Source organism: uncultured Dysgonomonas sp., assembly GCF_900079725.1.
Lineage (GTDB): Bacteria > Bacteroidota > Bacteroidia > Bacteroidales > Dysgonomonadaceae > Dysgonomonas.
On sequence record NZ_LT599032.1, the window covers coordinates 2,052,384 to 2,075,336 of the forward strand.

11 protein-coding genes are annotated in these 22,953 nt (G+C 38.0%); 6 read left to right on the forward strand and 5 right to left on the reverse strand.

Going from position 1 to position 22,953, the window contains the following annotated elements:
* The first annotated feature begins 1 nt into the window (after window position 1).
* From QZL88_RS08685 to QZL88_RS08710, 6 genes are all read left to right on the forward strand, one after another.
* Window positions 2-1,792 carry a RagB/SusD family nutrient uptake outer membrane protein gene (locus QZL88_RS08685; protein ID WP_296940157.1) on the forward strand — a complete coding sequence of 597 codons (1,791 nt, stop codon included), beginning with the start codon at window positions 2-4 and terminating at the stop codon, window positions 1,790-1,792.
* Window positions 1,793-1,819: 27 nt separating this feature from the next.
* Entirely contained in the window at window positions 1,820-4,834 is a 3,015-nt protein-coding gene (locus tag QZL88_RS08690; RefSeq protein ID WP_296940159.1) for a TonB-dependent receptor, read from the forward strand.
* Between the two features lie 13 nt (window positions 4,835-4,847).
* Entirely contained in the window at window positions 4,848-6,521 is a 1,674-nt protein-coding gene (locus tag QZL88_RS08695) for a RagB/SusD family nutrient uptake outer membrane protein (RefSeq protein ID WP_296940160.1), read from the forward strand.
* Window positions 6,522-6,528: 7 nt separating this feature from the next.
* On the forward strand, window positions 6,529-7,095 hold the full coding sequence (locus QZL88_RS08700) for a DUF1735 domain-containing protein (RefSeq protein WP_296940162.1): 567 nt from the start codon (window positions 6,529-6,531) through the stop codon (window positions 7,093-7,095).
* A gap of 81 nt (window positions 7,096-7,176) precedes the next feature.
* Window positions 7,177-9,267: a beta-galactosidase gene (locus QZL88_RS08705; RefSeq protein ID WP_296940164.1), complete on the forward strand. Its 2,091-nt coding sequence runs from the start codon at window positions 7,177-7,179 to the stop codon at window positions 9,265-9,267.
* A gap of 16 nt (window positions 9,268-9,283) precedes the next feature.
* Complete coding sequence (locus QZL88_RS08710; protein ID WP_296940166.1) at window positions 9,284-10,534, forward strand: MFS transporter; 1,251 nt, start codon at window positions 9,284-9,286, stop codon at window positions 10,532-10,534.
* A 326-nt stretch (window positions 10,535-10,860) separates the two neighbouring features.
* Here QZL88_RS08710 and QZL88_RS08715 read toward each other — a convergent pair whose 3' ends face one another.
* The 5 genes from QZL88_RS08715 to QZL88_RS08735 all read right to left on the reverse strand — a co-directional run bounded on the left by QZL88_RS08715 (window position 10,861) and on the right by QZL88_RS08735 (window position 22,937).
* Window positions 10,861-12,303, reverse strand: a complete 1,443-nt coding sequence (locus QZL88_RS08715; protein WP_296940168.1) for a BNR-4 repeat-containing protein — start codon at window positions 12,301-12,303, stop codon at window positions 10,861-10,863.
* 19 nt (window positions 12,304-12,322) lie between these two features.
* Window positions 12,323-14,860, reverse strand: coding sequence for a glycerophosphoryl diester phosphodiesterase (locus QZL88_RS08720; RefSeq protein ID WP_296940170.1), 2,538 nt, complete (start codon window positions 14,858-14,860; stop codon window positions 12,323-12,325).
* Between the two features lie 25 nt (window positions 14,861-14,885).
* Window positions 14,886-17,993, reverse strand: a complete 3,108-nt coding sequence (locus tag QZL88_RS08725) for a glycoside hydrolase family 2 TIM barrel-domain containing protein (protein ID WP_296940172.1) — start codon at window positions 17,991-17,993, stop codon at window positions 14,886-14,888.
* A gap of 102 nt (window positions 17,994-18,095) precedes the next feature.
* On the reverse strand, window positions 18,096-19,784 hold the full coding sequence (locus QZL88_RS08730) for a RagB/SusD family nutrient uptake outer membrane protein (protein ID WP_296940174.1): 1,689 nt from the start codon (window positions 19,782-19,784) through the stop codon (window positions 18,096-18,098).
* A 12-nt stretch (window positions 19,785-19,796) separates the two neighbouring features.
* Complete coding sequence (locus tag QZL88_RS08735) at window positions 19,797-22,937, reverse strand: TonB-dependent receptor (RefSeq protein WP_296940176.1); 3,141 nt, start codon at window positions 22,935-22,937, stop codon at window positions 19,797-19,799.
* Between the last annotated feature and the right edge of the window lie 16 nt (window positions 22,938-22,953).

Here is a 22,953-nt window from a genome sequence, read left to right on the forward strand (position 1 = left end):
TATGAATAAGATAATAAAACATATAAGTATAACAACTGCCACAATTCTTACCTTATCACTTCTGTTTGTCAGGTGTGGCGACTTTCTGGAAATGCCGCTCGTTTCATCAGCCGTAAACCAGGACACGATATTCTCGTCAAGGGCTAAAGCTGAAATGTTCCTGTGGGACACATATCAGCAGATAATGCCTTTCGGGCTACCTCTCTACAAATCAACAAACAATGATAATTACGATCAGATTGACAGATGTATAAGGGCAAATCTGACAGATGAATGTAATCAGTCGATAGGGGCATGTCCTGCCACAGAAATGAATAATGTAGGTTACACAGCAGCCGGTTCTCAGACCACACCAAGCCGATATTCTGAAACCAAAATGATAAAGTGCTATAGCGGAATAAGGAAAGCCTGGACTTTTATTGAAAATGTAGATAGAGTACCAGATATACCACAGGAAGAAAAAGAAAGGATGAAAGCAGAATGTAAAACTTTAATAGCACTGAGATACTTTACATTGGTAAGAACTTTTGGTGGAGTCCCTCTGGTGAAAAGAGTATTAAGTCCCGAAGATGATTTAATGATAGGACGTAGTTCTTTCGATGAATGTGTAAATTATATTGTATCCCTATGTGAAGAAGCTGAGCTTATACTTCCCGACCAGTATCCGACTCAATGGCGCGGACGTGTAACTAAAGGCGCAGCACTCTCTGTTAAAGCACGGACATTATTATACGCCGCAAGTCCACTGTTTAATACTCAGAACCCTGTATTGAACTATGGAAATCCGGAACATAATAAATATCTCTGTTACATGAATTACGATGTTACCCGATGGGAAAAAGCATATAAGGCCAATCTGGCCGTGATCGACTGGGCCACATCCAAAGGGGGCATAAGCCTGATAAATACGGGAAATCCGTTTGATGACTATGGAACTGCTACATCAGTACCCGATAATACCGAAATTATATTAGCCAATAAGACTTCTACATTGGGGCATTCCAATACCGGAGGCTTCACAACATATTACTTACCGAATCTAGGCGCGTTCAACAAAGGAAGTTCAATCATGGTGAATGCTCTATATCAGTTTTACAAAGCTGATGGAACAGAGCAATCATGGCCTGCAGTAGGGGAAGAAAAACCATTTAGCGAATATACTGAAAAAATGGCGCAAATGGAGCCACGCTTTAAAGCAATAGGCTGGATTTATGGGGAAAAGCCGGCCATGTGCCCTGACAGGTATGCCGGATGGAACTATGTTATCACCGGAGCCAATTCGGGAGATATACAAGGATGCGCAGTGATGATGAAGTTTACATATAAATTCAGTGGGTCTAATGACCAGCCGTTTCCCATATTCCGATTATCCGAATTTTATTTAAACTGTGCAGAAGCCATCAATGAATACTCAGCTAATAATCCGATAGCATATGAGATGTTGAACCAAATAAGGAGACGTGCAGGCCTGCCTGCCATTTCATCTTCAGATTCGAGATATAATACCCAGAATAAATTGGGCGAACTGATAAAGAGAGAGAGATTCATTGAGCTTTTTGGTGAAGACCACAGAATATATGATGTAAGGAGGTGGCGAATAGCGGATACTCCCGGTATAATTGGCGGTAATATGCTCGGCTTTGTATTGAAACAAAATACAACGAAAACCGATTATTTGACCTATACCACCAAGAATTTTGAGAACAGGTATTGGAACGACAAGATGTTTTATCATCCGTTCCCACAACTGGAAGTTAATAAAGGATATCTGGTTCAGAACCCCGGATATTAATATAGAAACCAGACAATTAAATGAATTATGATGAAACACACAAAATATAAAATTCTGCTCGCAAGCTTGCTATCCATTATTACAATAATCGGAGCTAATGCACAATCGATAAGTGGAATCATAAAGAATCCGAAAGGAGAAGCTGTTCCTAATGCCATTGTAAAACTGGATGGTCTGGAAGTGACAAGAACTGACGAAATGGGTGAATTTCAAGGAGTGGATATTACATCGAAGCAGACATTAAGTATTGAGCATGATTTGTTCCAGAAAAAAGCGATTGATGTGAACCTTGTTCCCAACATAATAATCTTGACTCCTCTTAGCCATAAACAGGGCATTCAGATAGGGTATGGCGAAATAGAACAGATGAAGTCCACACAGGCTACGTCGGCAGTATCAGGAGAAAACCTGAAAGGATTTTCTACATTCACGTTAGGCAACAGGCTGTCGGGAAAAATAGCCGGACTAACTATTGTAAGAAACGGGAACGAGCCCGCCAGCGACATTCCGGATATGTTTATTCGAGGTACAAGTACTTACAACTCGAACAATATTTTAGTCATGGTAGACGGTTTTGAAGCCACGATAAATAACTTATTACCCGAAGAGATTGAGTCTGTGACAGTGCTGAAAGATGCAGCTGCATTGGCTATTTACGGAATGAGAGGCGCTAATGGCGTTCTTCTGATAACAACCAAACGGGGAGTAAATAGCAGAGTGCAAGTAAAATTAGACACCAAGCTAGGCTTCTCCAGCCCTGCCAGAAGGATGAAGTTTACAGACTCCTATACTTATGCATCTCTTTATAATGAAGCGATAAGCAACGACATAGGCTATTGGTCTCCTATATATAGTAAGGATGATTTGGAGTTATACAAAAACAACTCAGACTCTTATTTTCATCCTAATGTGAGCTGGTATGATGAGGTCATGCGTTCTTCGGTTCCATATACAGAGAATACGCTTTCCTTTACCGGCGGAAACAATTTTGCCAAATATTATGTGATGCTAGGATATGTGAGTTTTGATAAACTATATGGAAAGAATAGTAAGGCCAAAGCAGACGAACTCAAGAATATGAGTGAAACCTCCCGTTTCAATTTCAGGACCAATATAGACCTGAATATCAATAGCTTTTGGAGCGCATCCGTGAGTATAGGAGGAAATATAATAGAAAACTCCAAGCCAAACCATAGCAATATGTCCGACTTACTTGCTTCCACTCCGCCCAATGCTTTCCCTATAAAAAACATGGGAGGAACCTGGGCGGCGAATAATATACATACTGAAAATCCTCTGGGAACATTGTATGAGTCGGGCAAATTATCTAATCATGATGTAAATGTACAGACTGGCATTACTCTAAATCAGAATTTGGATAAATTAATCAAAGGCCTCAAATTATTCGAGTCTGTATCATTCGTGAGTTGGACAAGAAAAAACTATGACAGAAAAAGAGATTATGAAAGATACCAGATGAATAAAAGTGCGGATGGGACAATTTCGACAGAAAAAGTAGCTGGAACCAATACCGACTACCAGATAGATGAAAATACCAGGGAACAATCGTTACGCACGGCATACAATCTGGGAGCGAGCTATAGCACTAAATTCAATTCGGTGCACGAGGTATCAGGCTTATTAGGTTTTACGTATAGTAATTACGAGATAGAAGGTAATAATGCACCATATCGGAATACAGGGCTTTACGGACGATTCGGTTATTCGTTCGATAATCGTATACTGAGTGAGTTTTCATTTGCTTATAATGGGTCCGAAAATCTGCCTCCAAACAAACGGTTCGGATTTTTCCCGGCCGTTTCGCTTGGTTGGATTGTTTCGAATGAAAACTTTGCAAAAAAGATAAATTTTCTCAATTATATGAAGATCAGAACTTCTGCCGGCATTGTAGGAAACAGTCATTTCGGAATTTCCCGGTTTGCATACCAAACCTACTATGCCAATATGCAAGACAAGTTTAATATTGGTTCTTCAGCCAATGTTTCTCTAAACGGACTACAAGAAGGCCGTATCGGAAACTCAGATATTACCTGGGAAAAGAATTATAAATATGATTTGGGTGTTGACCTAAGGCTGTTCGACAAACTGGATGTATCAGCTGACGTTTTCTATGAAAAAAGGACTGGAATTTTGTCTACATATGCCTCTACAACCCCAAGTACTATTGGAGCCATACTGCCGTACGAAAACATAGGAAAGGTTTCAAATAAAGGGTTTGAACTCACTCTAGAGTATAGCGATAATCTAGGGAAAGTAGATTATTATATCGGAGGAAATATATCTTACGCTAAAAATAAGATAGACTATCAGGCTGAAGTAACCCAACCCGAATCGTATTTGTACAGGACAGGAAAATCAGCAAACCAATTTTTTGGATTAGAGGCGATAGGTTTATTCCAGTCTTATGACGAAATAAATAACCCGAATACGCCGGTACAATTATTTTCGCCGGTACAACCGGGTGATATCAGGTATAAGGACCAAAACGGAGACGGATATGTGGACGAAAATGATATGATAGCAATAGGAAAACCTACTATCCCGGAAATAAATTATGGTTTCTATCTGGGAGCAGCTTATAAAGGTCTGGATATTAAAGCAGATTTGTATGGACAAGCGAATCGTAGTATTATGCTTTCAGGAAATCATGTGTGGGCATTTTACAACAATGGGCAAGTACCGGAAATAGCAACCGAAAGATGGGCTTATTATCCTGAACAAGGTATTGATACGCGTACAAAAGCAAAATATCCTCGTCTATCGACAGCAAACAATGACAATAATTACCAAAGTTCAACCTTTTGGCAACGGAACGGATCTTTCCTCAGATTACAAAATCTTGAGCTTGGTTACACTCTCCCCGAAAAGGTATGCCGTAAAGCTTACCTGAATAAAATACGACTTTATGTACAGGCTTCAAATTTGCTGACAATTTCATCAATCTCAGATTATGATCCTGAAATCGTATATGGTTATCCTATCACAAAATCGTATAGTGTAGGATTAAGTATCCAATTTTAACATTCTTACTACTATGAATAAAGTAATAAAATTATCATACCTATTTATCGTGCTGTTGTGTACAGGATGTGACAGCTTGTTAGATAACGATTTGGAAACAGAACTAAAGCCCGAGCAAGTTTATGTGAATTATGACCGGATGAGAAGTGTAGCCAATGGGGCATATACTTATCTGGATATACCTGCCGGATTCTATCATATGGGAGGTTCATTACGTGCAACTACAACCGACGAAGCAGTAGAGGCATCATATAACACCCAGGTTCAAAAATTCAATCTAGGTATATGGAACAAGTTCTCTAATCCTGATGACGTATACAACCAATGCTATGAAGCTATAAGGCAATGTAACATGTTTTTGGAAAACTCTACCGATTACAAATCTATTCTTGCTACCGATACTGTTACAGCTACAGGTAAGGCCAATTACCAGAAATACTGTGACGATATAAATTGGTATCGTCATGAAACCCGCTTTCTCAGGGCATTCTATCATTTCGAATTGGTAAAAAGATATGGTGGCATTCCTCTGGTAAAGAAAGTACTAAATAGTAAAGATAACTCAAAGATACCTCGCAGTACTTTTAGCGAGTGTGTCAATTATATCACAGAAGAATTGGATGACATAAAAAATAACGTTGTTGAAGACTGGTTGTCCATAAACTCGGCAGAACGGCAGGGACGGGTCACAAAAGGAGCAGTTTTGGCTCTTAAAAGCCGGATTTTATTATATGCTGCCAGCCTGCAAAACAATCCGGAAAAAAACCGTGAGAAATGGATTATTGCCGCCGAAGCTGCCCGCGAGATTATCGACATGGACAAATATTCATTGTATAGCAATTATCAGAATCTATTTTTAGCTCCACAGTCATACAATTGCTCTGAAATAATAATGTATTATCGGTATACAAATTCTAACACCCTCGAAAAGGCAAATTACCCTATCGGTACGCCCGGAGGGAAAAGCGGAGTTTCTCCAAGTCAGAATCTGGTTGATGCTTATGAACATCTTTCCGGTTGGGACGAAAAATCGCCTTATCAGAATATAGACCCAAGATTAGGCATGACAATCGTTTTGAACAATACCTCATGGAATGGGCGTACAATAGAAAGTTACATTGGAGGAAAGGACGGAATGGATCAAAAAAATGCATCGCCAACAGGCTATTATTTAAAAAAGTTTTTGAGCCCTAATCTCGACTTGGCAGGCAGTCCGGAGGGAGTTTCCATGAAAGCATGGATATTATTCAGATATGGGGAAGTTCTTTTAAATTATGCTGAAGCTATGAATGAAGCATATGGCCCTGCAACTGTTCCTCCAAACTATAAATATTCCGCATTGCAGGCTATCAATATCTTGAGGAAAAGAACGGGAGTGGCTTTGCCTGAACTGACGATAACAGACAAAGATTCTTTCAGGGAAGCAATCTACAGAGAAAGAAGGGTTGAGCTGGCTTTTGAAGATCACCGCATGTGGGATTTACGCCGTTGGAACAAGGGCAGTACATTAGGAGATGAGATAAAAGGTGTAGAAATAATAAAAGATACTGATTGCAATGAGTTCAATTATGAATACATCACAGTCCAGAAACGGATTTATGACAACTCTAAAATGAATTTGTATCCGATACCACAAAGCGAGATTAATAAATATCCAGATATACTAAAACAAAATCCTAATTGGTAAACAGATTATGAAAACAACAATCAACTTTTTTAAGATAGGAATGATTGCTCTGATCGCTTTATTGTCTACATCTTGTGACGACATAGATAGCGAAAAAGAGTGGGGAAATGCACTATTGTATATTTCTCAGTCAACGATACAGTCGGGAGGTACAAATTGTAATTATACTGTTGTTGTCAAAAATATAGCGTCTGACACAACAGTTGTTGTAGGAGTGTACCGTAGCGGGTTACAGGAATTGAAGGCGGTAGAAGTTAATCTAAGCATCGATAATGATTCTCTGACACAAGCAATTGCCAGAAGTAGTGACCCTGCAGCATCTAGTGATTTTAATATTTATAAAACAGCAAAACTACTGCCTGCGAACTATTACACCATACCCGAAAAGATATCTATAAAAAATGGAAACCGGGAGGGATACGCTGACATAATATTAAACAGAAAGGCTCTATATGCCGATCCTTTCTTTGTTGCGGGTAATAGATATATATTACCATTGCGGATAAGTAACCCTACACGGTATGAGCTAAATTCTAAATTGAGCCTCACAATGTTCATTTTCGAACCATTCTGAGTAAATGGGGGTAGGCAAATAGAATGTTTATGAAACAGTTAGTAAAAAAGGAAGTTAACTAAACATGATAACATATAAAATATGAAAAATTTAAAAAAAGTATTATTAATCTTTACACTATTGGGCAGTTCTCTCTTTACTTCATACTCCCAAACTGTGCCTAATATAGGTGCTGAAATCTGGATAGAGCCCGGGCAAACGAAAGAGCAGATCTATGATTGGTTTCGACTGATGGATGAAAATAAAATGTATTCAGCCAGATTATTTGTTATGTGGAATTATATCGAAACCCAACCTGGTACTTTTGATTTTTCGTTATACGACTGGGCTTTCGATGCAGCCAATAAATATGGAGTTAAAATAGAAGCTACTTTGTGCGCTATACATGGCCCTGTATTTTATAATCAGAAATTTCATGGTCGTCCACAGTATAACGAACTGTTCGATTCTGAATATATAAAAGAAAAAGCCGCAGTATTTATAGAGAAAACGGTCAACAGATATAAAGCAGATAAAGCATTAGGCTATTGGTGGATATTGAACGAACCCAGAAGTTTTTTGCCGGATTCGGAATTAGCAACAAAACGGTTACAAGAATGGGCGAAGAACAAATACAAAAACATAGAAGAAGTTAATAATCAATGGATTGAAAGCTACAAAGATTTCTCGGATATAAAATTCGACCCTTTATGGACAAAAGGTTCTTATTTCTATTGGCCTGTTCCAGCCATCGACTGGTATCTGTTTCATCGCGATTTCCTTACAGAAAATCTGAAATGGATAGCCGATGAGGTTCGGAAGCATGACAAAAGCACCCCATTAACCACCAATCCGGCCGGAGTATTCGAATATGCACATTTATACGATTTTCCCAAACACAGGGAAATATTCAATGTACTGGGAGCGTCTATGCATGCAGCGTGGCAACTGAGAAGCCTGCAAAGGGAACAATACGCATATGCAGTCGCCGGTATATCTGAAATATTGCGAGGATCGAATATGGATGGTGAGTTTTGGATGAGCGAATTGCAGGGAGGAAATAATATTTGGAGTGGGAGGAGTCCTATGTGTCCCGACCCTAAAGATTTGTCCCAATGGATATGGACAGGTGTAGGATCAGGGGCTAAGAAGATCATTTATTGGTCATTAAATTATAGAAGGCAAGGTATCGAATCCGGAGAGTGGGGACTATTAGGTTTTCGTAACGAACCTACCGAGAGATCTGTTGAAACGAAGAACCTTAACTCTGCAATGATTGACAATCAGGACTTCCTTAAAAATGCAAAACCTTTGAAAAACAAAATATCGCTCATACTTAGCCCCGAATCGATGCGTGTACTTTTACACATAAACAGTTTCAATGCCGGAGCTAGAGGTCTGGATGCCCATGGGCATATGCGCAGTTTGCTGATGTGGTTTATTGCATTGCAGGAAAAAGGATATCAGATAGATATTCGTCACCTGAGGGACTATGAGTGGGACTCGGAAGAAGTGGGTAGGGTTGCAATACTATCTAATATTGTTGCTGTTCCAAATGAAATGGTACCGAAACTAGAGAAATTTGTGAACGATGGTAATTATTTGATAGCTGAGGGTTTAACCGGTTTTTTTGACGAATATGAAACCAATACATTCCAAACAGGATTCCCTCTCGAAAACCTTTTAGGAGGGAGAATGATAGATATCCCTTATAGGAATGACAAAACAATCTCCTTTAAGTTTAACGGTATCGATATTCCGGGTTATGTATTCCAGCCGATACTTCAGCCATTGACCGGAGTTTCAGCAGGCGAAATGAATGGTTCGGTGTTTGCCATAAACAATAAAACAGGGAAGGGTAAAACTCTTTGGTTGCCCGCGGTGGTCAGCATGGGGGCGTATCCAAACAATACAGAACCTTTATCATTAGTAGCCAATAGCTTATTAGAAGAATACCTGCAGAAACAACCATTTTACTTTCAAGAATACACAAAAGGAGGTTTGCTTAGAATATTAAAAAATGGCAATAGTTATCTGACGGTAGTAACAAATAACAGGCAGTCTGATATTGCTCTTACCTTAGTGAATCAGACTAATCTGAAACCTCAGGTGATATATGGGAATGAAACCTCCTATTTAAATGGGAAGCTATCTCTGAAAGACCGTGAAACGATTGTTATTTTATGGAAGTAATGATTAAGAGAAAAAAATGATGATAAAATTACAGCAGAAACGATCCTACCCATGGCTGGTAGTAAGTATGTTATGGGTAGTAGCCTTGCTAAACTATCTGGACAGGCAGATGCTCTCTACCATGCGTCCATTTATGGTAGAAGATATTGCCGAGTTGGTTTCTGCAACCAATTTCGGGCGCTTGATGGCAATCTTTCTCTGGATATATGCTTTGATGAGTCCTATCTCAGGGATGATAGCTGACCGGATGAATCGTAAATGGCTGATAGTAATAAGTTTGTTTGTCTGGTCTGGTGTAACTATGGCTATGGGGTTTACTCACGATATGAACCACCTCTATATCCTGCGGGCCATCATGGGGATAAGCGAAGCTTTCTATGTTCCGGCAGGACTATCACTCATTGCAGATTATCATCAGGGTAAGACACGGTCTCTAGCTATTGGTGTTCACACATCAGGTATTTATCTTGGACAGGCTTTAGGTGGTTTTGGTGCAACTCTGGCCAGTATCACTTCATGGCATTTCACATTCCATACATTTGGAATTATAGGTATGATATACAGTATTGTCCTGATTTTGTTCCTCCGCGAAAAGAAAACATATCAAGTGAATACAACAGAAAAAAAGACATTCAGAATGGAATTATCGGCAGCTTTTAAAGGGTTGAGTATGTTATTCAGTAATATTGCATTCTGGGTTATCCTATTTTATTTCTCCGCCCCTAGTTTACCTGGATGGGCTACAAAAAACTGGCTTCCGACCTTATTTAGTGAATCATTGAATATGGATATGGCGCAGGCCGGACCATTATCCACCATGACTATGGCCTTGGCTTCGTTGGTAGGCGTTTTATTAGGTGGATATATTTCAGACAAATGGGTTGCTAAACACCTGAAAGGGCGTATATACACAGGTGCAATTGGTTTAGCTTTGACTTTGCCTGCGTTATTGCTGATAGGATATGGAAGCGGTTTGTTTGTAATTGTTACAGGAGCTATTATGTTTGGTCTTGGCTTCGGTATATTTGATGTTAACAACATGCCTATTCTTTGCCAGTTTGTCCCATCACGTTATCGGGCTACAGGCTATGGTTTACTTAATCTAGCTGGAATATCGGCAGGGGCTGTCATTACCAATGAATTGGGTAAGGCTTTGGATGCAGGATATATGAGTCTGGTATTTTGTATTATGATAGTAGCCGTTGCGTTAGCATTGTTGTTACAGCTAACAGTTCTACGGCCTAAAACAATAGATATGAAAGATTAAATAAATGGAGATAGATTCGTAGTAAAAGGGAGGGCGATGCCCTCCCTTTATTCATTAATCTCAATTATGTATAATATAATTGAAAAGTATACATCTGTTAGGTAAAATCTATTAGTGCTTCTAATAAGGCCATGTATTTTACTAATAAATATTCACATTATAAATTCCTTTGTATATTGAACACTAACACAGAGGTTAAAATGATAACAATGGTAGAAAAACAAGCAATTATACACATGTACTCTACCGCGCATCACAGTAAACTAATCATAATAAAACAGTTATAAACATCAGCCTGGATATATAAGAGTTTTCCTTCCAGATGTTTATTTTAATCTTTGAGGCTTAATTTCTTGTTTTTCCATTTTATAAGGCAACTTCCATACGTTACCTTTACTATCTCCAAAGTATAGTTCCGATATACTCAATTTATCGGTATCTCCATCTCCCCAGAAATACATAAATGGATCTATTCCATTTACTACTTTTCTTATATAATTATTGTTTCTCTTACTGCTTCTTGTTACCTGTTTTTTCTTTTTCCATGTTTTGCCTTTGTCTTTGCTTTCCCACATAACTACTTCTCCGCCAGCGCCCCATTTTTGAGGGCCTTCTTCGGATGGAATCACCGCAAGCCATCTTTTTTCATCAATCCAAAGACTGCCTGTATCATAATTATTGTTGGATGTCGTAATATGTTTGTTTATCCACTCTTTACCATTCCAACGAATGGTAGACCACTGCCTTGGTCCATTATCCGGTCCGGGCTCGGGACCTTTCCCTGAAAGATAAAGAGCTACAGGAAACCCATTTTCGTCAAATGACATGTCTTTTATATATACATTTTCACCTTTACTAAAAAACTCTTTCACCATAGTAGCATTACTAACTTCAGTGATAGGTAAATTCAGAGGAGTATTCTCTACCGTTGTCCATGTATTACCAAAATCGGTAGTTTGCATATAATAAATATTAGTTCTACGATTTCCAACTCCATCAGGATGCCAATTATAGAAGAACCCTACCTTATCACCATCCTGTCCGCTGATTTGATAATGTCCTGCGTATTTGTCTGTCTTGCGCTTTATTGCTACCAATTGTTTATCTTGCGTCCATTTCATACCCTCCTTATCGCTTGTATTAAAATACAATAGCCTTGCTCCATGATATTTTGTAAAAAGATGAAGAAAGCCTTTGTCCTTTATATATTTCGGTTGAGGATACGTCATTTCGTCTTCACTGATAAGATCAAATTTATCGACAGAATAAGGCACCGAACTTCTATATTTATAACCCGGACGTTCTACCCCACGACCGCTGACAAAAACCCAAATATATCCTTTGGGGTCTAAGGCAATAGATGGATTATCATGGGGATCGTATACTCCCCCTTTATCATGAACTACTGTTGGCCTCGATACCGTTTTCGTCTTATGATCGAAACATGCTGCCATGCACAATAAGTAATTTCCATAATCTTTAGCGGTGTGTTTTTTCTCAGCGATATCCGCATTTGATGATCTACCTTCGGCGATTCCACCATAAACGAAAAATGTTTTATCCACTTCGGGTGCATAAATAGCCAACGGTATATGTTTGGCAGTGTATGTCCCTAATCCTCCCGAATATTTATCTCCATACTTTGAATACTGTCCGAGGGTAAACCATGCGCCCTTAAATCCATCTATCTTAGTGTTACTCATGGATTCCTGCGCATTTATCTCAACAGTTAAGAAGAGGATACTTAGAATTAAAAATATCTTTTTCATATCTCGTTTTATTATAATCTCAAATATTTATTTTTATGATTTGTATACCCCAAGCTTCAATTTCTTCAATGTTTGTTCTTTTCTTAACTTTTAAGCCTTTTTGTTTTGCTACAGAGGGATTGATACTCCATTTTACATTATTCACCTTTTGCTGTTGGTTAAGTAAAACAAGATAGAATGATTCTGTATTTTCCGCCTTCATGAAAAAATAATCTATATTTGGATTATCCACTTCCAGTAAATCGGGATATAATAACAAAGAGACTTTTTCATCGTTGAATGTCCCTTTCTCGAAACCAACAGGTTGGTGAGGACCTACTTTAGGAGACACGTATCCTCTAGGAAAAGAAATAGTATTCCCCGATCTAATTTCAGCTTCTGCTACCAGATAATCCGTAATCCAGCCCACTTGCCACCAAGCATGATGGGGAAATACGCCCGGCCCTTCATCAAAACGTTTCCAATAATATGATGCTACATTATTTCCTTTATTCACAAAAGCATCCCGGCCTATCGCGGCGGCTCTCGCCATATCCAGAAAAATAGCTTCTTTCGTCAATTGATATATTCTAACAAACATACCCGCGTGGCTAGACAACAATATGGGACCATGATTGACAGCAGAACCGATAGTACCGCCATGTTCGAATCCGAGCCCTACTTGCGAAAGTTGCCAATCTTGTACCTGTTTTCCCTTAAATATTTTCATTTCCGAACTAGGTGTAGGATATGTATAGATAGATGTTGTGTATATTTTTGCCGTTTCTATCGCTGCGTCCAGATAAGTTTGTTCGGGTACTATTTCATACAAATCTAACAATGCTTGTGCGCTTTGTGCAGTGGCAAAGTCGTTTACAAACCTAACGTCCCCACATACACCTGTAAAAGAACCATTTGCCACAGCATTTTTCACATACCAATCTGCGCCTTTTACCGCTGCATCGAGATACTTTTTATCTTTTAGCATTTTGTAAGCAACAAACATTCCGTAAAACGTAGGTCTATAATCTTGTAAATCTTTATATATTACTTCATGCGTATCTTTGTCAAAGGCTAAAGGCCAGCTTCCATCTTCTCGTTGCCAAGATATTAATCGCTCAGCTCCATCTTTCAATTTTTCTAATAATACACTGTCATTGGGTTCGTACAATAAAATGTTCGCAATATCTATAAGTGTATAATAAGTCAGCCCGATAGGCTCGTAATGATTCCCCCATTCTTCTATGAATTTTTTCTTCTTCATCAAATAGTACTGCCCTTTAGCTGCTCCATGAAAGAAACCATCATTTTCATCCTGCTGAGCAATCTTAAAATTGCGTAAATATGGAAGTCTTGCTGTTTTTATTTTCTCATCATCAGTAATAGAAGCCAGCATCCACGCAGCAGCAATATCCGAATTTTTAATAGCATCATTTTCAGCTTCCGATACTGCACTCATGTATAATTGAGCTCCTATTTTAAGATTATTATAATCTGCAGTATTCCAGAAAGAAGTCTTATCGTCGGTCAGATATTTTCTCATGGATAAAATGCGATCAGTCAAAGATTTCGTAGATTCCTTGAGTGCTACTGATTGGTTGAAATCATAGATATTGTATACTGCATGTTTGTAAACATCGAACCAATCGGACTGTTTGAGAGTAAACCTATATGCAAAGTTTATTGTATCGCCCTTTGTTTTTTGAGAACCTTCTTCCCCTAAAATCGGATGGTAAGCGGTGGGAGTCAGTTTTGATTTTTTATTCATATGCGACAAAGCTATTTTCCATATTTTATTATGTATTTCTTTGTCTTCGACATATCTTTCACTCACATGTTCGGGATTTACAATTACAGCCAAGGTATTTCCTGTCTTATTAGTAATAGCAGACATAGGAGATGTAATAGTACTTTCCCTGCATAGCACTGGAAATTCCGGTAATCCTTGTGCATACACATAGCTTAGATCGAAGTCTTCGTTTATTTTGTTGCCCTGAAAAAAACCGGGAACTACCCCCCATTCCAGCATATCTCTATCTATATTACCCAACGAAACCGATGCAAGTGAAAAATATCCGTCTTTGTAAGCAACAAATGAAGTTTTTACACAGATATCATGGGAATAATTCTCATCAAACATATAAGTGATCAATACCTTACCTATTTCCAACTCCTTGCTAAAAACAGCCGAATTATCGGATAAAGTTTCCAGCTCAGGATAAAAAGAATAGGGTTTGCCTGCTCTGTTCATTGGAACTTCGGATATTGCCCGCTTATATTTATCTATAACATATTTGAAATCTTCAGGAAAACTAGCCGTATCTCCATTTTGTTGTACCACCGTCAAAGCAGTATCGGTTGGTTTTGTTTCCGAAAATAAGATTGTAATTTCTCCATCCGGGTTCCCCCATGATTTCCAAACATCCTGATTCTTATTTTTGACAGAAGAAATGATCCATCCATCCGATGTTTCTTTCCATTCTATTTTTATCTCTCCATTTGTCAATTCTGCTTTTCGGCTACATGCAAGAGTTAAAATGGGAAAAATAAATATGATTAAAATCTTAAATAATTTCATATTATTCTATTTTATTAGTTTAATCCTAGTCCTCCACCTCAATTATAAAACCATACCTATATTCTTTGTCCTTAAATCTATATTGTCCCAAAGGATGTTCGCTCCATGAGTTTAGTCCGCCTACTCCTCGTTGAAACAAATCCACGCAAAGCACTGTTTCTTTACGGGGAATGACATCCGACCAATGTTGCTGTTTCTTGGTCAATCCTGCATCTAAGTCTTCGGGAGTGAAATTTGTCGCACTTACAGATATGGGTTGTAAACCGCTTACTTTGACTTTTCTACCCATGTTATTTGTTAAGCTCAACCATCTGACATCGGTTTTATTTCCTGTCTCTTGTGGACGATAATATTCAAATGCTTGTTCTCTAACTTTACCTTCCCAAACACCCATAAAGGTATCGCTATTGCGGTCGATATAATTCTCACCCGGACCGCGCCCATACCATCCGAATTGATTGTATTCCTCTGGCAAGGTCATTATCATGCCAAACCTCATCATTTCAGGTATATCGTCCGATAAAGCTTTATAATGTGCATCTACTGTCAGGCTTCCATCCTCATTGACAATATATATTAAAATAACTTTCGCTTCTATTCCTCTCGGTTTTGCCTCATATTCAAAAATTTGTTTTCCCTCCAGTTTTTTGTGTTGTATAAAAGTATATGCCAGATTGTGTGCGGCACCATCCCACAGGCGATAACTATGATTGGGGCGCGAACCCAAATCATTATCAGTAGGAGCTCTCCAAAAATTAAGTCGGGGTAAAGCGTTGAATAAAGGTTTATCATTTACATTCATTTGTAATAGAGCATTACCATTCTTAGTCGAAAACTCATATGTAATATCTCTGGATTTTATAATTACACTATTTACCCTTTTTTCTACATTTAAGGAACCTTTAAAACGTCTTACTGCAAAATAATCATTTGTTTCAAATGCGAACTCTTCCCTAGCAACTTCAAACGCGATTGGAATAAACTCTGTTGCTTCTTTTGTATAAGCAAATACTTGTAAGAAATATTCGTTACCATTTGCACTGCTTAGTTGAGGTAAATTTAATTTCACATCTTTGCGGGAGTCTGCCGAGATTGTAACATCAAAAATTTCATCAGCCACTTTACTGCCATTTTGCAATAATACCCATTTGAAAGAATAGTTTTCAGGAGATAAATCTGTAAATTTAAAATCATTGATGACTGTAATAATCCCTTTAGACAAATCTTTAGCTTCGAACAGGATATTTTGATAAACCTTCTTAACGATCTTAGTATGAGGAATGTATTGTTGATCGGGGCTAATAAGCCCATCCATACAAAAATTCCCATCATTGTAAAGATGATATCCACCAAGGTCTCCCCCGTATGCCCAATATTCTCTCCCTTGCTCGTCTTTAGCCTTATAGCCTTGGTTATACCATTCCCAAATGAAACCTCCTTGCATATTTTTACTAGACCGTATCAGGTCCCAGTATTCTTGAAAATTACCCATACTATTCCCCATGGCATGAGCATATTCGCACATGATATATGGACGGTCTAAAACGTTCTTAGCAGCTTCCGTCATCTGTATCCAAGTAGGGTACATTGGACAAATAATATCTGTATTACGATATGAAGACTTTGCCTCTTCATACTGAACAGGACGACTGTTATCTCTTGCTTTAGCCCAATCGTACATATCATACAAAGCTTGCTCATTACTGGATTCATTGCCTATCGACCAAAATATTACAGATACATGATTTTTATCTCTTTCCACGAGACTTTTAATTCTGTCTATATGTGCAGCATTCCATTCCTCGAAATTAGCCAGGTTTTCTTTTCCATGGCCCATCCCATGAGATTCGAAGTTTGCTTCATCTACCAAGTAGATTCCATATTCGTCACACAGTTTATACCACAATGGAGGTTGAGGATAATGCGATGTCCTGACAGCATTTATATTCAATTCTTTCATCAACTGAATATTTCGCATCATCACTGTTCTGTCCACAACTTGCCCTTTATAAGCATTAAACTCGTGAAGATTTACTCCTTTGAAATATACTTTCTTTCCATTGATAAACAATTGACCGTCTGCTATCTCGATCTTCCTGAATCCTATTTTATGTGATGTAATTTCAATCGTTTTTCCTGTATTATCTTTCAGGGTTAATAAAAGAGTGTACAGATTTGGAGTTTCAGCTGTCCATTTACGAGGCGAAGGTACTTTTCCCGAGAGAGTCAGATCCAGGGTATTTTTTGCTGGTATTGTCACATCCTTGTTAAGCTTCAAAATATTCCTACCATCTTTATCCCAAAGGCTCACTTCCAATTTTTGAGGTTTTGGAGTTTCTTCATAGTTGTTTAGCTTGATATCTATGTCTAACTTTCCATTTTTATAATGGCTATCTAAGTCTGGATGAGCAAAAAAATCTTGAATACGTGTGTGTTCCGTGCTGTATAGGTAAACGCTTCTATTGATCCCTCCCAGTCGCCACATATCTTGATCTTCGAGATAAGACCCATCGCTATATTTAAATACTTGGCATGCTATCGTATTATTCCCTTTTCTGACATAAGGAGTTATATCAAATTCGGCAGGACTTTTTGCATTCTCTGTGTAACCTACTTTTTGCCCATTTATCCATACATACATAGCAGTCGTTCCTCCTTCGAAATGTAGATACACTCTTCTGCCATTCCATTTGTCCGGAATGGAGAATTTGTGACGATAATGCCCCACAGGATTATCATCTTTATTTACAAAAGGAGGATTTTTTGGGAAAGGATATATTATGTTTGTATAAATGGGAATGCCATACCCGTTAAACTCCCAATTTCCCGGAACGGATATTGTTCCCCATTGGCTCACATCATAATCTTCTTTGTAGAAATCATGTACAATATCAGATGGTTTAGCCACCCATTTAAACTTCCAATCGCCATCTAACAATTGGAAATAGGGTGATTGGTTAAAATCGTCAACTAAAGCCTCTTTTATGGACGAATACGGAATTACTGTTGTGCGCGTCTCCTCTTTATTGATTGCAAATATTCCAGGATTCTCCCAGTCCGGATGACCCCCTTGACCAAAAGCTAAGCAGGTAAACAGTAGAAACAAAACAATCAATATGTATATGTTTTTCATTTGGTTACTTATATTTTCCGGTTAAATGTGAAAAATAAAGATTAGAAACAGATTCAGCACTTAATTATTTAAGCACTAAATCTGTTTTCTATTTTTAAGAAACTAATAACCAGGGTTTTGTTTTATATTATCATTAATAAGAATTTCTTTTGATGGGATTGGCCATAAGTACTGACGATTAGCATCAAATTTACGTTCTACGAGTAATTTAATTTTTTGATTCTGATATAATGACGAAAAATCAGTAATCCCATCCTCATCTATTTTAGGAGTTTCGGAGAAAAACCATAATCCCTCATCTACCACATCACTTTTCAAATTAGCAGGATCTAACAATCCATATATTGGCAAGTTTAAAACTTTTTCAGCCAGTTTCCAGCGAATAATATCCATATATCTGAGTCCTTCGAAAGCAAATTCCATTCGTCTTTCTAATCTTACAATCTTTCTCAATTTTGTGGCATCTGTTGTAGCGACAGATGGATATGCTGTGGTTTGAGTTCTTTCTACTCCGTAAGCTCTGGCTCTGATATCATTAATAGCATTTAACACTGTTTGATCTATTTCACCCAGCTCTATTTTGGCTTCAGCATACATCAACAAGACATCTGCATATCGCATGACGATCTCATTCTTGTCGGCTTTGTGCCCATTCTGATTCCATGTATCGTCTACCCATTTTTTCCACACCAAACCGTTATATGATGCATACTGGGCAACTGCTCTATTGTCAGTGTTTTTTATTTGTGCTCCTGTATTGTAATTTAATACCGTAAGAGCATCTGGATGAGGGTTATATTCAATACCCACATGTCTCGTTTTAAATTCAACAATCGTTTTTGTACATCTTGGATCTCTATTTAAGAATGGTTCTCTAGGATTGAATAAAGGTGATTCGTCAATAGGTTTCCCGTCGGTACATAAAAAAGCACAAAGCAAATCCCACGATGGAACGTATTGCCCCCATCCTCCGGCAGTACGTGGAGTGAAAGCTTGTGTACCGATATAAATACTTTGTTCTATGGAACGAGGCCGGGTGAGAATAAATTCTTTGTTGCTTTTTGTTGAACTTAAAAAGATTTCAGTAAAATCATTATGAAGAGAGTAAACCCCTAAATCGATACATTTTTTTGCAGCATCGGCAGCTATGGCGTAGTCGCCTACATAAAGAGCTGCTCTCGCCTTGAAAGCATAAGCTACTCCTTTACTGTTTGCCCTTATTTCTCCTTCTATCTCTTTATCAAGTACTGCAATTGCATTATCAAAATCTTCATATACATATCGCATCACCTCTTTTTTATCTGTTCTGCCGATTTTAAAAGCTTCACTAATTGAAGGAATAGTATGTGAAACATATACTACATCTCCATAATGAGCCACAAGCGAAGCATGCTGTATTGCTTTGACTAACTTTGCTTCAGCTTCCAATTTTTTGACCAAGTCAGCAGGCACTCCAAGCTCTCGTGCTTTATCTAAATTGGCCAATAGTTCATTTGCTCTTCCTATTGCCGCATATTTATTAGTCCATGTAGTAGTAGGGATTGATGACAATCCGTCGATTGTCCCTCCTGTAATATTATTTACCTCGTTTCTATTTGTCCAGTCATCGGTGTACGAATCATCATCGAGCGACCAATAAGCAATGTTGTACAAACTACGGACAGACATCATTAGCTCTTCTTCGGTTGTATACCAGTTCTCACTCGAACCCTCGGATAGTGGATTCAAATCCATATCATAACAAGACGTAAGCAATAATGTTATAAATATATATATAATCGTTCTTTTCATTTTCGTTCTTTTTTAAAAGTTAACAGATGCTCCAAAAATAAATGAAGTTGTTATAGGTTGGGAACCTCCTGCAGTTTCCGGATCCCATCCTTTAGGGTAATTATCAATAGAGAACAAATCATTTATCGCTGTATATAATCGTATATTTTGTACCTTGAGAGTGTTTTGCAACCACGGCAATTGTAGTGTATAGCCTACTGTGATATTTTTCAATCTCAGATATCTCCCATTGAACATCCAAAAATCTGATGTCGCATAGTTATTAGTAGCTCCGGAATATGTCAAGCGAGGATATTTTGCATGTACATTTTCTTCTGCCGGGTTATAATGACTCCAATATCCGCTTTCTATGACATCTGTGATGTTACCTCTATTCTCAATCAAAGGTTGTACCATATATGTACTCATTATTGAGTTTTTCTTCCCCACACCTTGTATTGTCAAGGAAAAGTCAATATTTCTATACCCCAGAGAGAAATTAGCTCCATATAGATATCTTGGTAAAGAACCTCCTAGCAAGGTCCTGTCATATTCCGGAGAAATAACTCCGTCAGGCACTCCGTTCGGTCCGCTTATGTCTTTATACTTGATGTCGCCGGGTTTTACTTGTTTATTTAAGACGGGAGAATTATCTACCTCTTCTTGTGTTTGAAAAATTCCATCTGATAGATATCCATACCATTCGTCAAACTCACTTCCTTGTTTTTTAATCTTGCTTCCCAAAAATTCAGTACCGCCCAATTCTCCCATCTTTGACCTGAAATCGGACAGGTTCGCCGATAATGAGTAAAACCAGTCTTTCCCAATCTGATCACTCCAACCTACTTCGATTTCGAAACCTTTAGTACTCATTTTTCCGGCATTTACATCCGGATTTGTAGAGAATCCCATATACCGTGGGATCTCCAAGGCTAAAAGCATATCTTCTGTCGATTTATCAAAATAGTCGGCACTCAGTCTGAGCCTGTTATTAAATAAATAGGTATCGATCCCGATGTTCCATGATTTTGTTGTTTCCCAGGAAATATCACTTACAGCATATTTATTCTGTGATGCGGTTTGTTGAGGTACAACATTATCTCCATTAATAAATAACACATTACTAAAAGATATTGCAGCTTGATATGGATAATTGCTCCCAATACGCTCATTCCCTAAAGTACCCCACGAGCCTCGGAGTTTGAGAAATGAAAGTATATTATTCTCCGGGAAAAAAGATTCTTCACTAATTACCCAACCTGCTGAGACAGAAGGAAAAACACCCCATCTATGATCTTTATGGAAACGGGAAGAACCATCTCTTCTTACATTTGCCTGAAGTAAATACCTGTTTTTGAAATTATACATTATTCGTCCGAAGAAAGACTGATAGGCTGTTTCGTATGCATTCCCCGAATTGGAAAGTTCGGTAAGAGGGCCGATATCCAAATATGGATACTCTAAGACGTATTGATTACGGCCTGCATACAAATTCTCGTTAAATGTTTTATAGCCTTCATATCCAGCCATAAAATCGAAATTATGGTCGCTGAAAGATTTGCTATATGTTGCAATTAATTGAGAAAGCAAGCGATAGGAGTCGTTCCGGTTTTCTTCTAATCTGGAATTATCAAAAGATGCATTATAACCTATAAATAAATTGGGATCTTTGGCATCATAAAGTTTTACCTTCTTTTTGAACATCTTGCTTTTACTGTTATTATAAGTAGGAGAAAAAACAGCCGAAAGTTTAAATCCTTCAAATGGGGTAAAATCTAATGAGGCTTTCCCTAAAAAGTGATTGTGAGTATTTGTTGTTGTTCCTCCTTCTTTGCTAGCAGCATAAATATTACTTTTTCCACGTCCGTTTCCATACCTTCCATCACTCCATACCCCTGCCTGTACAGCAGTAGCCAGATTAATCTGAGGAAATGGATCGGCAACAGGAGATAGATTTTTCTGATTCCTGAAGTTTATATCCAATCCTACCGAAAGATATTCGTTTATTTTTATATCATTATTTACACGAAGAGTATATCTTTCAATATTCTTGTTAGCATACATTCCTTCTACTTTGTCATAACCAAAAGAAGCTTTTGTTCTCAATTTATTAGTTCCTCCCATTAAACTTACCAAATGACTTACACGAGGTGCCGTTTTGTCCAACACTAGATCGTACCAGTCTGTAATCGGATACAAGTCTGCATCTTCTGCATGGAGAGCATAATAATTTTCAATAAGTTCTTGAGCATAGGTTGGGTATTCATTTTTTCCATTTCCTGCATCATTCCATCTCAACTCGTTTTCCATTTGCATAAAACGTGTAGCTGAAACAAATTTAGGTGTCCTTGCCAATTTCTCCAATCCATATTCAAATGAATAATTTAGCTCAAACTTGTCCGATGTTCCACGTTTGGTAGTAATCAGTATTACGCCCGATGCTGCTCTAGAACCATATATGGATGCAGAGGCTGCGTCTTTCAGCACGGATATATTTTCCACATCATTAGGATTGATATAATCAATATTGTCAACCGGTACGCCATCTACTATATAAAGAGGGTTGCTGTCACCAATAGTAGTTATCCCTCTTATTCTGATAGTACTACCACCTCCGGGTGCGCCATTATTACGAGTAACCATCACTCCGGGAATAGCCCCTTGCAAAGCTGTAGATAATTGCATAACCTTTCTGTCTGAAACAATATTTCCCGATATTGCACCTACAGCACCGGTCAGGTCTTTTTTCTTGACAGTGCCATACCCCACAACAACAACCTCATCCAAATCCTTCGTGTTCTCATGTAGTATGATTGGATATGAATTTGCTCTGTCAACAACAAATTCCTGAGTAATATAGCCCAAATAGCTTATAATTACAATTGAGCCTTCAGAAACAGTTAGTTTAAATAATCCATCAGCATCCGTTAGAGTACTATTCATAGAATTATTTTTTTCTATAACTGTGGCTCCCGGTAAAGGGAGTTCATCAGTATCATATACTGAACCCGAAATCTCCTTTTTTGTAGCTTGTTCCGAATCCTTTGTTTCACCATATACAGGTGTTCCTGTAACCATTTGCATAATCAGACACAAGGAAAATAACAGAGCTTTATTTAAAGCTTTCCTATGCCATGTGTCCGAATTGAGTAATTTGATAAAGATTTTTTTCATGGTCTAAATATTAAAA

What these genes read in the sequence shown, in the direction of transcription:
- QZL88_RS08720 (WP_296940170.1), bottom strand. Translation starts at nt 14,860, where the DNA reads ATGAAATTATTTAAGATTTTAATCATATTTATTTTTCCCATTTTAACT.
- QZL88_RS08690 (WP_296940159.1), top strand. Translation starts at nt 1,820, where the DNA reads ATGATGAAACACACAAAATATAAAATTCTGCTCGCAAGCTTGCTATCC.
- QZL88_RS08685 (WP_296940157.1), top strand. Translation starts at nt 2, where the DNA reads ATGAATAAGATAATAAAACATATAAGTATAACAACTGCCACAATTCTT.
- QZL88_RS08710 (WP_296940166.1), top strand. Translation starts at nt 9,284, where the DNA reads ATGATGATAAAATTACAGCAGAAACGATCCTACCCATGGCTGGTAGTA.
- QZL88_RS08700 (WP_296940162.1), top strand. Translation starts at nt 6,529, where the DNA reads ATGAAAACAACAATCAACTTTTTTAAGATAGGAATGATTGCTCTGATC.
- QZL88_RS08725 (WP_296940172.1), bottom strand. Translation starts at nt 17,993, where the DNA reads ATGAAAAACATATACATATTGATTGTTTTGTTTCTACTGTTTACCTGC.
- QZL88_RS08705 (WP_296940164.1), top strand. Translation starts at nt 7,177, where the DNA reads ATGAAAAATTTAAAAAAAGTATTATTAATCTTTACACTATTGGGCAGT.
- QZL88_RS08695 (WP_296940160.1), top strand. Translation starts at nt 4,848, where the DNA reads ATGAATAAAGTAATAAAATTATCATACCTATTTATCGTGCTGTTGTGT.
- QZL88_RS08730 (WP_296940174.1), bottom strand. Translation starts at nt 19,784, where the DNA reads ATGAAAAGAACGATTATATATATATTTATAACATTATTGCTTACGTCT.
- QZL88_RS08715 (WP_296940168.1), bottom strand. Translation starts at nt 12,303, where the DNA reads ATGAAAAAGATATTTTTAATTCTAAGTATCCTCTTCTTAACTGTTGAG.
- QZL88_RS08735 (WP_296940176.1), bottom strand. Translation starts at nt 22,937, where the DNA reads ATGAAAAAAATCTTTATCAAATTACTCAATTCGGACACATGGCATAGG.